Here is a 14,078-nt window from a genome sequence, read left to right as displayed (position 1 = left end):
AAGTTTGGATATATTGAGCACCTATTTTGCACGAATTCACCTCCAACAAATGTACGCAAGCGATCTTTTAGGAAAATAGAGAATAGCCACCTGCAAAATGTGGTTGCCGATAATTTCAGCAGTATTGATAGAAAAGTTTAGGAACCGCTAGGAATGCAGCAGGCAACACTCCTAGGTATTGCTCTCAAATAAGGAGTCCAGTTCCCATTGCGCCGGATTATTCAAAATATATTGGCGCAGCATCATTAATTCTTTTTCATTGCGAATAACACGCTCCCAAAAATTACGCTGCCAAAAAGGTTGGCTACGTCGATTCAATAACCTATTCCCCTCTATGGCAGAAATAGATTTAAACGCCCGCAATATTTTCCCCACCGTAGGGGCGTTGCTTGCCGCGCCCAATACCTCGCCCATCTCATTTGATACAAAACAGGGCGCAGCAAGCGGCGCCCCTACGGGGTTGATCGAAATAATCCCGTGAAAATGATTCGGCATGACGACAAATTCATCCAATTCCAAACCAGAAAAACGTTGCGACAAATTAATCCATTGCAAAAACACATTTTCACCAGCAGGTGATAATTGCACTTTCCTATCGATAATTTCACCCAATAAACATTCACGGTTTTGTATGCAGAGCGTGATGAAATAAGCCCCCGATTGCGAGTAGTCATAATTTTTAAGGCGAATTGAACGACGATGATGTACATCCGGATGGTATTTCATATCTCATTCCTTTGAATTACTGGCGTACAACTTACCGCCCCCCAAATATCAAATTGTAGGGGCGCTGCTTGCTGCGCCCGTTTCCTTGCCACACCAAATTACCAAATTACACAAAAAGATAAAAGACTGGGCGCAGCAAGCCATAAACGCATATCAACAACGTAGGGGCGCTGCTTGCTGCGCCCGTTTCCTTGCCGCACCAAAATACCAAATCACACAAACAAGATAAAAAGACTGGGCGCAGCAAGCAGCGCCCCTACAATTTATTCATGCAGTCACTTAATGGTTATTCGTAAATTTCGGATTAGAGATGATTAAAGCTTCACCTTACCCTCGATTGAGTCATCCATTGTTTTACCCGTTAACGCACCAACAACCATTTTAATCCCTGCTACTGCAAAGCCATGCTTGGTATCCCAATAATAGCCTTCCGTTGGTGTTACTTTCACGACCGTTATACGCGGGTCATCCTCACCCTCGGTAAACCATGTTTTGAACAGGGGCTGCCAAAATTCTTTGATTTTTTCTTCATCGCGTGAGGCACTGGCGGTGCCCTTTATCGCCAGAAAATCAGAATGCCCAGAGCCTTGAAAATATAAAGTAACCTCAGGCTGAATTGCAATTTCTTGATCTTTGTGGCTATCACAGGCGCTCAAAAACCACAGATTCCCTTCATCATCAACTTTTTGCACACCCATAGGGCGCGTACCACAAGATCCAGAAACGGCAATAGATGTGCTAAAAAAGCAGCTCTCGGCTTTATCCACCAGCTCTCTAATTTTTTCGACCGCTGCTGCACCTCTTAAATTTTCATGATTATGTTCAGTTTGGCTTTCATTAATCGAATTCATAATGACCTCGCTCAAATAGCGTTAAAAAGTGACTGTTACTAATGCAACCTGTGTTTATCACCCTATAGCAAATTTGATTAATGGACTGTGCGGTAAACAACCTAGGCATTATGGATTGGTGTGTCGAAGGGGGCGTTTTATGGGAGAAAAACCGGATGGTTTTAAGAGCGGTTGCGTGACCGCTTTAGATTTTTAGAATATTGGCTCTCGGCCAAATTGCGGAACTTGGCGGCAGCATACCCAGCAAGAGTGACGGATGATTTTAATGCCGAACCTGCCGATCTATTACCACAGTCGCTTGTTAGAATTATTGATTTTTTCTTTTATAAAAGTCTATTACGGTTTCAGTTGATTTTGGATATGTAGAAGCAACCCATGAGGAACAGCGGCTAGTAAATAGCTTCTCATTTTCCATATAGGCAAAAACCACATACTCTTGTTTCTCATTAAAGAATTGACCGCAACCTAAAAACATTTTTTCGCTCCAAACTTTAATCTTTTCGTTTGGTTCACCTTTTAGGAAGCTGATTTCTTTGAATTTAAAGCGGTTATTGGAAAAGTTTAAAAAGCCGTTTTTTCCCGCAGGCTTAGCGATAAACACATATGTAGCTGCTGCATCACTCTCTTCCATATGCTCATCAGGAAAATAACAGCTACACGAAAATGCCGAGTTACAGAAGAGCAATAGAACAAAAGCAATAAGATTAATATTTTTCAAGACTCATTCCACTCTAACTGCCATACCAGAATAGAAATGTAGCGGCGCAGCAAGCGACGCCCCTACGTCAGCCACTGTTGCATCGCTGATTGCCATTTGGCAAAGCGCTGCAACAGCGCTGGGTTGGGCTGTGGGGTAAATACATCTTCCTGCAAGGCTGGGTGCCAACTCGACGGTAATCCAGCAGCCATGCAGGCAGCGCCTTGGACAGTGGCGTCGGCGTTGTCGCTGCGGTGGATGTTGGCTTGGGTTAGGTCGGCGATTTTTTGGCAGACTTTATCGGCTTTGCTGAAACCGCCGCTGATAATTATTTTTTGCGCGCAGCCTAATTGATTCATCAACTGCACGTTAATCACAATTTGAAAAATGACGGATTCGATCCACGCGAGAATTTTTTCTTGCGGGGATAAGCCGCTGCTGAATTGTGATTGTAAATCGGTTCGCCAATACGGCGCGCTTAAACCACCGACGGCATTTAAAAAATAGCAATCTTTGTTGGGGTTTAATGCAAGTGCCTCATTTATTGCTTGCGGTGTGATATCCAAACCGGTTTGCTGTTGGATATAACTGATCGCCGCGGCGGCGCCATTTACAGTTGCCTCCCATGCGTAATATTTTTTCTCTAACGGATTTTCTGGCAACCACAAAGGGCTGACCAGTAAACCCTCGGGCGCTTTCAGGTTTTCACTCACGCGCTGGATAAAAGCACCCGTACCTATATTGATATAACAGCTATGACGCTCTGGCAGGCCGCGGGCAAATAGCGATGCGCCTTGATCGCGGGCGCTGGCGGTAAACGGGATGGTGTGATTACCCATAATTAAATTGCCGAAGTGGCTGTTGTGCGCAACACAACGCGGCAATACGTTACGCGGCACTTTGAAAATATCCAACAGCGATTGATCCCATTCATTGCGTTGCAAATTCCATAACAGGGTTCGCTGTGCGTGACCGGGATCGACAAAGGATTTTTTATCGTCATGCTCATTACTCTGCAACAAATGCCAAAAAATATAACTGACGATGGGGCCGATACTGAGGCAATTATCTTGTTGCGCTTGTGCAACATTTTTATCCTGCTCTACACACCAACGCATTTTCGTGGCGCCGTAGTGTGGCGATAAGCGCAGGCCGGTGAGCTGTTGGGTTTGCAGGTGTGTGAGCGGAATATTATTTAAATAAGGCTCGCCGCGAATATCTTGCCAGCTCAACACCGGCGTTAAGGCTTCACCGGTTTGATTATCCCAACACAACAGTGATGAGCCCTGCCCCGCAAAACTCGCAGCTTGGATGCGTGTTAAATCATCACCCAAATACTGTTGAATTTTTTGCAAACACTCACGAATACCCGCGAGAATTTCTTCGCCGTTTTGTTCAATATACGGGTAAGCAGAGTGCTCTGTCTGCCGGTGCGCTGTTGCGCACTCGGCAGAGAAAACACAGATGAGTTCGCCAGTGGAGGTATAAATAGCAACGCGAGTGCTTTGGCCGCCTTGGTCTATGGCGAGATAAAGAGAATTATTCATGATGCTGCTCACACGATAATAGTGCTTGCAGTGTAGCAGGCGTGCGAGAAACATAAAAAAACCGCTCTTGAGGTTTTACCTTCAAGAGCGGTTTTGGACACACATTTTAAATAAGCAGTAAAGCGCTTACTTATTTGCGGTTGTAAGACACGTTGGTCATAGTCACTTTAGCGGTGGTTATGCCGAACTTTTTATAGCATGCGGCAAAATCAGAGCACTTAACGCTGCCTACGGGATCTTGCGATTGCAGGTAGTTACCAAATTTAAGGTAAGAGGCGCCGCCATCTGATACCGATAAGGTTTTCGATTTACCCAGTGCAGATACTGTCACTTTGCCGTAGTTATTGGTAGAAGTTAAGGTGAAACTTTCGCCAGTTTTTATCGTGCCCAACGCATACTTCTCTTCACTACCGCCACTTGCCGGCAACATGCGCACATACACATCAAAGATGCCGTCTTTTGCCACGCTGTTGATAAAACCTGATTCATCAGTATCGGATACGTATACTTTTACGATGGTGCCTGTATCTTCCGCGTGATATTGCAATGCGATTAACTTGCCACCTTTTGATAAGTCAATTTTTACATCAGCTTTAAAGTATTCGTAGTTTTTAGTCATACCCTGACGTAAATCTTTTTTCAGTTTTAATTCATGGCGCCAACCGTTACCGTTAGTCGTTACAAATTTTTCCACCAATGCCTGGAACACCATGGAGCTGCCATTTACATAAGGGCTGCTGCCCTCTGCTTCAAAGTTGGAATAAATCGCCGCAGGAATACTGCCACCAGTTGCCGTACTTGAACTGGAGGAACTGCTGCTCGATTTAACACTGGAACTGGCGGCTGAACTGACGGTGCCGCCCAGAGTATTGATATCCACCTCGGTCAGGCTAATCCAATTGTTGGAGGTGTTGCCGTGACCAATTATTTTTACGTAGCGCGCCGCGGTATCGGTGATATTAAAATTTTGTTGGCTGTTAGTTTTTGACGGTTGCACACCGTAAAACACAGTCGTCCAATAATTTTTATCGGTAGATACTTGAATCTCAATCGTTGCGTAGCGTTCAGTGCCCTTGTAAAACGCAATAGACAGATCATCAACTGTGTAGGTTTTTCCCAAGTCATACTGAATCCACTGACCTATGCCGTTGGCAGACCAGCGAGTATTGAGGTTGTTATCGATAGTATTGGCAGCGACATTGCCATCTGAACCACTGGAGGTAACGGTCAGTGCCATGGCGTTAGCGCCAAACAACAGGCCACTAATTAGACCGGCATAACAAAACGGGCGCGCAGCAGTGCGCAGAAAGTTGGTGATATTCATAATGAGTTCTCTACATGAAAATTTATTAGGGTTATTAGCCATGCTTACTTTTTGGCATTACCAATTAATGATTGGCAACTCAATAATGAGAACAAATAACAAATATTATTACAAACCAATTTAAGCAATAAAACAAACCACCTATAGCATTAAGCGACAAATTGGTAATACCAATCAAAAAATACCGTCATATATAAAAAATAGATCCATATACAAATAATGTATTACCAATTGATACAAATCAGATGCGAAACAAAGCGAAACCAGCCGCTGATGATTAAACAACAGGGCTGGATCAAATAGACATGTAACAATGACGGAACTAGCAGCAGCGACTCAGGCTGAGTCAACTTGGAGGAAGGGGTTTACTCAGTGGGGTTAGGTATGAATCCGCCATAGGGAAACTGGGCTATTTTATCGCCGCCACCTTTGACCTCGGTAATCTTCGCGGGGCCTTCTTTTTCAACTTCATCGATACGCACTATAGAATGCATCGGGATGTAGGAGCGCTTTACTCCGGCAAACTCGGTTTTGAGCTTTTCTTCGGCGGGATCTATCAATAAACCGCTGCGTTCACCAAACACAAATTCTTCAATTTCAATGAAGCCATACATTTCGCTTTGATAAATCGCCGAGCAAAACACTTCGTAAACCTGACCTTGGTTGAGGAATATCACTTTGTAAACGGGTTTAACTGCCATAAAACTCTCTTGAAAATAACGCAATCAACAGCTTGAGTAAGGCGCCTGAAGGGCCTTGTAAAGGGCGCGCAGGATACCACATGTTTTCTCTATTCTCGCCCATATTGACTGATTTTTATACAGGCCCATCAGGCGATTGGATCATGAGCCCTCATTCAGGCCGACAAACCAACTCGAAAATTTGGTTTCGCTTATAAAACCATCACTATCTTGCAGTGAATAAGCCTCCCGCACCCACTGCATCACCGATAACCGGTATACTGCGCGCCCATTTTTTACATTCCCCAGTCGATTCCCTATGAACTTTGCCTCCCTCGGCCTCGCACCAGAATTACTCCATGCCATTAAAGTGATTGGCTATAAAACCCTGACGCCCATCCAGCAGGAAGCGATTCCCGCTGCGCGCCGCGGTATAGACCTGCTCGCCACCGCCCAGACCGGCACGGGGAAAACCGCCGCCTACAGCCTGCCGGTATTGCAACAAATGCTGGAAAAGCCCAAGCACTGCGAAGCCGGTTTTGTGCGCACGCTGATCCTCGCGCCCACTCGCGAGCTGGTGCAGCAAATCGCTGAGGCGATGCAGCAATTCGCACAGTTCACCCAATTTAAAATCACTACCGTCTATGGCGGCGTCAAACTGACTGGCCAAGCCAGTAAATTGCGCGCCGGTGTCGATATTTTGGTCGCCACGCCAGGTCGACTGATGGAGCATGTCGAGCTGGGCAATATCAATCTCGCTAAAGTGGAATTTGCCGTACTGGATGAAGCCGACCGCATGATGGATATGGGTTTTGTGACCGATATGCATGCGATCCTCACCAGCATCGTGCGCAAGCATCAAACAATGTTTTTCTCGGCGACCAGTTCGCCGCTGGTGACTAATCTGGGCAAACAGGCGATGAATCGCCCTACTCTGATTTCCATCTCCAAGCGCAACTCAGTCGCTGAAACTGTTGACCACGTGCTCTATCCCGTCGATAGCGACCGCAAATACGAGCTGTTCATTCATTTATTACGCGAGCAGAACTGGTATCAGGTAATGGTGTTCAGCAGTACCCGTGAAGAAGCAGAGAATCTGTACAAAGCGCTGAAAGACGACAAGGTAGATGCCGCGGTTATCCACAGCGAAAAAACCCAAGGCTCACGTAAACGCGCGCTGCAAGATTTTAAAGACAGCAAACTGCAAGTGCTGGTGGCGACCGAAGTGGCCGCACGCGGATTGGATATTCAGGGCTTGGACTATGTAGTCAACCTCGACTTGCCGTTCTTTACCGAGGACTATGTGCACCGTGTAGGCCGCACTGGTCGCGCTGGTAAAAAAGGGGTCGCGATTTCATTGGTGACACCGGCGGAAGAGCACAAAATATCGCTGATTGAAGAGGCTATAGGCACCAAAATCAAACGCGAAAAAATCGCCGGTTTTGAAGTGACGGAACAAGTCGTCAAAGTGGTGAGCAAACCCAAAAGCGGTTTATTGAAATTGGCGAGCAAGCCTTCCGGCAGATCCAGAGCGGGCGACCCTAAAAAATCCGGCTTTGCCAAATCGGGCGCATCAAAAGCTGGCTCGCCTAAATCAGCCAAAGGCTCTGGCGCAACCGGCAGCAAACCGGCGAGTAAACCCAAACGCGCCGGTTCAAAAGATGCGCGCCCAGCCAGCACCTTAGGCCGATCAACTCGCCCGAAAAAGAAATAATTCTGTACAACTCAGAGCAACAAAATTCAGGGCAATAAAAAAGCCGCTTCCAGATTGCTGGAAGCGGCTTTTTATCACTGGCCAATTGTTGACTGGCTAAATGTTTACTAGCCAAATGCTTACTCGCCCAAGTCTTCGTCATCATCCAAACTGTGATCACCTTCTTCGCGGGGCTTGCGAATACCGTGCGCGGCTAAAATCTCGACGTAAAAGCTATCGCCACCGGCAACCGCCACTTCATCCATTTTTTTGGTCAGTTCGCTCAAACGCACAACTTCAGCGACTTCTGAGGTCGCACCAAATTTGCAATCAAATGCCCAGTAATCAACACCCTTGGGCAGGGTTTTGCGGCGTTCGCGTTTTACGTATTTGCGCACTTCGTGCTTGATGGCCTCCAATACGCGGTCATTGTTTTTGCCTTCGACATGGAGTTTGAACGTCTTTTTCATGGTTTACCTATAAGAAATGAATTCGACCGCAGCCAGATGCAGGCAGTAAGCGGGCGCGCAGTTTAACACGGGCAGGATGTTGCCGCTGCAAGCATCTGCCGGATAGCCGGCCTTTTCTATAGGCTTTACCCCATAAGATAGCTATAATGCGCGCCTTCTTTTTCTGCGCGTTTTTCGATCAACAGATTAGTTGAAACACGCATCAGTCAGTGTAATTCCAAGCAGGTAGTAGTTCGATGTCCACCACAGAAGCGCCCATTAAAAAGCTCTATATCAAAACCCACGGCTGCCAGATGAATGAGTACGATTCGTCGCGCATGAAGGATTTGTTGGGCGAGTCGCACAATATGGTGCCGACCGAAGACCCGGAAGACGCCGATGTAATCCTCATCAATACCTGTTCAATCCGAGAAAAAGCACAAGAGCGCCTGTTCCATGAACTCGGCCGCTGGAAAAAACTCAAGAAAAAGAACCCTGAATTAGTGATTGGGGTTGGCGGCTGTGTAGCAAGTCAGGAAGGTGAAGCCATTGCCAAACGTGCGCCTTACGTGGATTTAATTTTTGGCCCACAAACCCTGCATCGCCTGCCGGAAATGATGGAAACCAAAAAGAATAACGGCGTGGTGGTGGTCGATATCAGTTTCCCTGAGATCGAAAAATTCGACCGTTTACCGCAACCCGATGCCGATGGCGTAAGTGCGTTTGTATCGATCATGGAGGGCTGCTCCAAATACTGTACCTTCTGCGTAGTTCCCTATACCCGCGGCGAAGAAGTCAGTCGTCCGGTTGCAGATGTGATGACTGAAATTATCCACCTCGCCAAACAAGGTGTGCGCGAAGTGAATCTACTCGGCCAAAATGTCAACGCCTATCGCGGCGATACTGCCGACGGAACCCAAATTGATCTTGCGGAGTTAATTACTTACGTTGCCGCTATCGATGGCATTGATCGCATTCGCTTTACCACATCGCACCCAGTGGAATTTAGCGATGCCTTAATCGAAGTGTACAACCAGGTTCCCGAACTGGTGAGCCATTTGCACTTGCCGGTACAAAGTGGTTCAGACCGCATCTTGATGGCAATGAAGCGCGGCCATACGGTGCTGGAGTACAAATCCAAGCTGCGCAAAATTAAAAAGAATCGCCCGAACATCAGCTTCTCATCCGATTTTATTATCGGTTTCCCCGGTGAAACCGATGCGGATTTTGAGGCGACTATGAAACTGATTCAGGATATGGATTTTGATACTTCCTACAGTTTTATTTACAGCGCACGCCCAGGCACACCAGCGGCAGATTTTCCCGATGACACGCCGGAAGAAGTGAAAAAACATCGCCTCGCTATTTTGCAGGATCGTTTGATTCAACAAGCGCTGGCAATTAGCCGCCGCATGGTGGGTAACACTGAACGCATTTTGGTGACCGGTTATTCCAAAAAAGACCCAGGCCAACTCTGTGGCCGTACCGAGAATAACCGTGTGGTCAATTTCCGCAGCGATAACGCCGATTTGATTGGCAAGTTCGCTGACATATTGATCGAAGAAGCGCTGACCAACTCCTTGCGCGGCACACTGGTGGGCTCTGAACTGGACGCGGACTGGATAAAGTAACTACTCTACAAATAAATATTCCCAATAAAAAAATCCCCGTGTTGGCAGCACCAACACGGGGATTTTTTATTTACCGAGACTGTAGCTTTAAACCATCCAATAGCGCAAAACTAGCAATTCTCGTCGGACACTTCTTCACAAGCGTCCTCAATACCATCCTTAGCTTCGTCGGCCGCGTCATCCAATGTATCGCGGGTGTTATCAAGCGCCTTGTCGACATTTTCGCCCAGCTTTTCTGCGGCTCCATCATTGGAATCACATGCTGCCAAAGGCGCAACCAACAAAGCGATGATAAATACACGTTGAAGTAAATTCATAAAAACTCCTATCCATTAGTGGTAGTGGCAAGGATACCAATGCGGATTGCGTGCCAATTTCACCAAATGCCCTGTTGGCAAGGGGTTAGCGCAGCAGCAGAAGTTATAGAGAGGAAAACACGCTAATAATTTGCAATATTTACAAAAAGAAATTCAAAAAATACAAATACACATACAGATATTTGCGGCAGGATTTGTTAAGCATTTAGCGCCGCCTCCAATTGTGCGAGCGAAACAGGTTTTAACAAACTGTTTGAAATGCCCGCCTCTACCGCACGCAAATTATCAACTGACTCACCGCTCGCAACAAGAATACGCACTGATGGGTAGTGTTGATGAATTTTTGCAGCGCAAGCATAGCCATTCATATCAGGCAAATTTAAGTCCAGTAACGCAACATGCGGGATTTTTTGCTGCAACGCCTGCAATGCGGCTTCTGCACTTTGCACACCTATCACTTGCCAACCTATTAAACTTAATAATCCCTCCATCGCCACCAGCGCGTCTGCATCATCTTCTACAACCAAAATCGATTTTGGCAAAGGCCCTGCATCCGAACGTTGAATATGTTGGACAGGCAAATAAGTGGCTAGGCATTTATACAGGCGCATTTGATCGATAGGCTTACCTAAATACGCGGTAAACCCCGAGGCATAACAATGATCCATATCACCCTTCATATGGGCTGCAGTCAAAGCGACCAATGGTTGGCAATACCCTTCGCGGCGTAATTGTTGCGCTGCTTGATGCCCATCCAAAATGGGCATATGAACATCCATCAATATCAAATCAAAATGTTTGCCCAATAAATTATCAGCACTCACGATACGCACAGCTTCTGCGCCATCGCGAGCATAAACCACTTCAACACCGGTTAACTGTACAAAGTGCCCAATCAACATTCGAATGTCTCGTAAATCATCTACTACCAACACTCTTCCGCCAAATCTGGGAATTGCAATCTGATGATCTGGTGCCACATCCATATTTAATTGCAAAATTTCAGTCTCAACGCCTTCAATCGCCCCAGGATCCAAGGTAAAACTAAATTCACTGCCCTTGCCTACTTCGCTGTCAACCTGAATATTTCCACCCAAGCGCTCAATCAATTGTTTGCTTATAGTCAATCCCAAACCAGTGCCTGCACGCGGATGGACTTGCGCATTTTTCGATTGCACAAAAGGCTCAAAAATCACTGCGAGCGTTTCAGAGCAAATACCTATGCCAGAGTCTTTAATACAAAAACGCAATTTTTTTATTTCATTCTCATAACACCAATCGATTTTTAGCAGAACCTCACCCTCATGGGTAAACTTAATCGCATTGCCCATTAAATTGAGCAAGATCTGGCGCAAACGCATGGGGTCAGTGTAAATAGCCACCGGTAATGGTTGAGGCGCTTCTACTCGCAACTTGAGATTTTTATCGATAGCTGCGCCCTGCATAAGAAAATAAATATCCGTCAAAAAAGCGGATAGTAAAACGGATTGCGCCTCTAACTCCAACTTGCCAGCTTCAATTTTTGAGAGATCAAGAATATCGTTGAGCAAACCCAACAAATGTTTTCCGTTGCGGTGAATTATGCGCAAATGTGCTGCATTCTCAGTGTCGGAACTTTTATTTAATAAGAGTTCGGTAAACCCTAGAATCGCAGATAAAGGCGTGCGCAGCTCATGGCTTAAATGCGCTAGAAATTCACTTTTTAAGCGATTCTCCGCCTCAGCCTTTAAACGCTCGACCCGCTCCCGCTCCACTTCGCGCCGCGCCAATGCATAGCGTATCGAACGCGCTAATTGCTCAGCACTAAGATGAGACTTCACCAAATAATCGACGGCACCTGCGCGCAATGCCTGCCGATCAACCTCAATCTGGTGCATTCCGGTGAGTAATATTATGGGGCCAGAGAATCCAACTTCATTAGCAAAGGTCAACAATTCAATGCCGTCGCGCGCACCCAGTTTATAATCCATCAAACAAAGATCGTGGCGATTTTCACGCAGCAGTAACTGCCCTGCTTCATAGGTAGGAGCCCAGTCAAACGTACAGGTTTGACTAATTTCTGCTATTAAATCTTTAACGAGAAAAAAATCATCTTCATCGTCATCGATAATTAACAGTTTTACATTTTGCATTTTACCGCCTACCTCGCCTGTAGGGTTTGCTACTCATCAGGGCAACTCCACAAACTCAACCCAATATTTTCCCAGGGTTCGCATCAGCTCAACGAGCGCATCAAAGGTAACAGGTTTAGTAATATAGGAAGCGGCGCCAAGATCGTAGCCCTTAAACATATCCTCCTCAGCTTTGGAGGTAGTTAAAATGACTACCGGAATACGCCGCAATCGCGGGTCAGATTTAATTTCTGCCAATGCTTCCCGGCCATCCATTTTGGGCATATTTAAATCAAGCAAAATTAAACCCGGCATAGGATGAAGCGTTCGATCACTGAACTCATCATCGCCGCGCAAATAACGCAACAGCTGAACTCCATCCTCAACAAAATGCAGCTCGTTAAGCACACGACTTTCATGCATCGCATCCTGTGCCAACAACCGATCATCGGCATCGTCATCGGCCATCAAAATTACCAGAGTCTTTTTGGGAAGATTCATATCTACATCCTTTGCGGTATTTAGTAATAATATCTATGATGAATGCGGAGTGTTACGGCTCATCCGTTAACAAATCAGCTAGTGACTCTATAGCAACCTGTGTCATTGGGAGATGAATAATAAATACCGCTCCCTCACCCGGCGCACTCTGTGCTGCAATAGTTCCGCCGTGACGTTCAACAATTTTTCTGCATAAAGCCAACCCGATACCTGTACCGGAATACTCATCCCGGCCATGCAAGCGCTGAAACAAACTAAATACACGCTCGGCGTATTGAGACTCAAAACCAATGCCTTGGTCTGCAAAACGTAAACAACACCAAAAACGCTCGTCACCCGTTAAAGGTGAGGTAAGATTATGCTCACAGCTAACAGTAATAATTGGCCGCGCACCCGGCGCATGGAACTTCAAGCTATTGGAGATTAAATTCATAAATACCTGGGCAATTTGTGAAGCATCAGCATCCAGTGTTGGCAAAGGATCTATATGCAGCTGCGCTCCCGACTCTTCTATTGCATAGTCAAGATCGCCCATTACCTCATGCATGATTTTATTCAAATCAATTTTTTCGAAGGGGCGCTGCTTGGTAGTCACGCGCGAAAAGCTTAATAGGTCATCAATCAAAACCGACATACGCCCAGATGCGGCTTGCATCCGCGCCACGTAATCGGCCCCGCTTTCACCTAGCTCTGCAGAGAATTTTTGCTGTAGCCTATCACCAAAGGCACGAATTTTTCGCAGGGGTTCCTGTAAATCATGGGATGCTACAAAAGCAAACTCTTCGAGCTCGCGATTGCTGCGCTGTAGTTCCTCAGAATATTGCAATAATACTTGTGTGCGCGCATTCACCTTATCTTCTAACTCAGCGTTGGCCTTTGCTAACTCATCATTAAGCAGCGCCACTTTAGACGCATTGCGATACCAAAGAAAAAATACACCTAATGACAAGACCAAGCCAATACCGTTCGCCAGTAATAAAGTGATAATAATAAATTCACGATTTTTAGCAGCACTCGCTTTACTTTTCCCTAACAATGCGAACTCTTCGTATTCCATTTCTTTGATCAATTGAGAGATCGCTCGCATCAGCTCAATTCCTTCATCCGTCTTAATTTGCCGTATAGCAGCGAGGATTTTGTCTCGATCTGTTAATAACACAACTCGTTGCATTTCATTAATTTTATCGCGTACATGTCTATAAAGTTTTTTAAAACGTTTTTTTTGCGCGGGTAATTCAGTAGATGACTCACTCAGCTTATGCAGCAACTCATCAATAGAACCCAGGGTTTTATGATAAGGCCCCAAATATTCAGGATCCCTTGTCAGCAAATACCCTCGCTGACTGGATTCTGCAGCGGCAAGCTCTCTATGCAGATCCTTGATCAAGTTAATGGTTTGCAAGGTATTGTTAATGCTGACATTATTTGCAGTGATTACATCGATAGCACGATATGCCAGTACCGCACTGACCGAAAAAAATGTAATAGAGGCCATAAGCGCCATTACCCAGATAGAGCGAGGAATCTTGCTAAGAGTGCCTGTATTCATTT

13 protein-coding genes are annotated in these 14,078 nt (G+C 45.9%); 2 read left to right on the top strand and 11 right to left on the bottom strand.

Going from position 1 to position 14,078, the window contains the following annotated elements; all coding sequences use genetic code 11:
- Nucleotides 1–171 precede the first annotated feature (171 nt).
- The 6 genes from AC2CG4_RS02655 to AC2CG4_RS02630 all read right to left on the bottom strand — a co-directional run bounded on the left by AC2CG4_RS02655 (nucleotide 172) and on the right by AC2CG4_RS02630 (nucleotide 5,846).
- Nucleotides 172–726, bottom strand: coding sequence for a transposase (locus AC2CG4_RS02655; protein ID WP_484484780.1), 555 nt, complete (start codon nucleotides 724–726; stop codon nucleotides 172–174).
- Nucleotides 727–1,040: 314 nt separating this feature from the next.
- A complete protein-coding gene (locus AC2CG4_RS02650) occupies nucleotides 1,041–1,577 on the bottom strand; it encodes a pyridoxamine 5'-phosphate oxidase family protein (protein WP_484484779.1) in 537 nt (178 codons plus the stop codon).
- Between the two features lie 307 nt (nucleotides 1,578–1,884).
- Nucleotides 1,885–2,295 (bottom strand): hypothetical protein, encoded by a 411-nt coding sequence (locus tag AC2CG4_RS02645; protein WP_484484778.1) that lies wholly within the window; start codon nucleotides 2,293–2,295, stop codon nucleotides 1,885–1,887.
- Nucleotides 2,296–2,357: 62 nt separating this feature from the next.
- Nucleotides 2,358–3,821, bottom strand: coding sequence for an FGGY family carbohydrate kinase (locus tag AC2CG4_RS02640; RefSeq protein WP_484484777.1), 1,464 nt, complete (start codon nucleotides 3,819–3,821; stop codon nucleotides 2,358–2,360).
- A 130-nt stretch (nucleotides 3,822–3,951) separates the two neighbouring features.
- Entirely contained in the window at nucleotides 3,952–5,145 is a 1,194-nt protein-coding gene (locus AC2CG4_RS02635; protein ID WP_484484776.1) for a polysaccharide lyase family 7 protein, read from the bottom strand.
- A gap of 365 nt (nucleotides 5,146–5,510) precedes the next feature.
- Nucleotides 5,511–5,846, bottom strand: coding sequence for a DUF1820 family protein (locus AC2CG4_RS02630; protein WP_484484775.1), 336 nt, complete (start codon nucleotides 5,844–5,846; stop codon nucleotides 5,511–5,513).
- A 298-nt stretch (nucleotides 5,847–6,144) separates the two neighbouring features.
- Here AC2CG4_RS02630 and AC2CG4_RS02625 point away from each other — a divergent pair, with 298 nt between their 5' ends.
- Nucleotides 6,145–7,539 carry a DEAD/DEAH box helicase gene (locus tag AC2CG4_RS02625; RefSeq protein ID WP_484484774.1) on the top strand — a complete coding sequence of 465 codons (1,395 nt, stop codon included), beginning with the start codon at nucleotides 6,145–6,147 and terminating at the stop codon, nucleotides 7,537–7,539.
- A 119-nt stretch (nucleotides 7,540–7,658) separates the two neighbouring features.
- Here the strand turns inward: AC2CG4_RS02625 and AC2CG4_RS02620 are convergent, their stop codons facing one another.
- Nucleotides 7,659–7,988, bottom strand: a complete 330-nt coding sequence (locus tag AC2CG4_RS02620; RefSeq protein WP_484484773.1) for a DUF6172 family protein — start codon at nucleotides 7,986–7,988, stop codon at nucleotides 7,659–7,661.
- Nucleotides 7,989–8,224: 236 nt separating this feature from the next.
- Between AC2CG4_RS02620 and miaB the strand changes: the two genes are divergently transcribed.
- Complete coding sequence (gene miaB, locus AC2CG4_RS02615) at nucleotides 8,225–9,598, top strand: tRNA (N6-isopentenyl adenosine(37)-C2)-methylthiotransferase MiaB (RefSeq protein ID WP_484484772.1); 1,374 nt, start codon at nucleotides 8,225–8,227, stop codon at nucleotides 9,596–9,598.
- Nucleotides 9,599–9,708: 110 nt separating this feature from the next.
- Here miaB and AC2CG4_RS02610 read toward each other — a convergent pair whose 3' ends face one another.
- From AC2CG4_RS02610 to AC2CG4_RS02595, 4 genes are all read right to left on the bottom strand, one after another.
- The gene (locus AC2CG4_RS02610) at nucleotides 9,709–9,915 is read right to left on the bottom strand and encodes a hypothetical protein (RefSeq protein WP_484484771.1); all 207 of its coding nucleotides are present in this window, start codon (nucleotides 9,913–9,915) and stop codon (nucleotides 9,709–9,711) included.
- 197 nt (nucleotides 9,916–10,112) lie between these two features.
- Entirely contained in the window at nucleotides 10,113–12,047 is a 1,935-nt protein-coding gene (locus tag AC2CG4_RS02605; protein ID WP_484484770.1) for a response regulator, read from the bottom strand.
- A 36-nt stretch (nucleotides 12,048–12,083) separates the two neighbouring features.
- Nucleotides 12,084–12,527: a response regulator gene (locus AC2CG4_RS02600; protein ID WP_484484769.1), complete on the bottom strand. Its 444-nt coding sequence runs from the start codon at nucleotides 12,525–12,527 to the stop codon at nucleotides 12,084–12,086.
- Nucleotides 12,528–12,579: 52 nt separating this feature from the next.
- Nucleotides 12,580–14,076: a sensor histidine kinase gene (locus AC2CG4_RS02595; RefSeq protein WP_484484768.1), complete on the bottom strand. Its 1,497-nt coding sequence runs from the start codon at nucleotides 14,074–14,076 to the stop codon at nucleotides 12,580–12,582.
- Nucleotides 14,077–14,078 lie beyond the last annotated feature (2 nt).

Source organism: Cellvibrio sp. ATLC23, from assembly GCF_057196725.1.
This window is presented reverse-complemented; position numbering and strand designations above follow the sequence as displayed.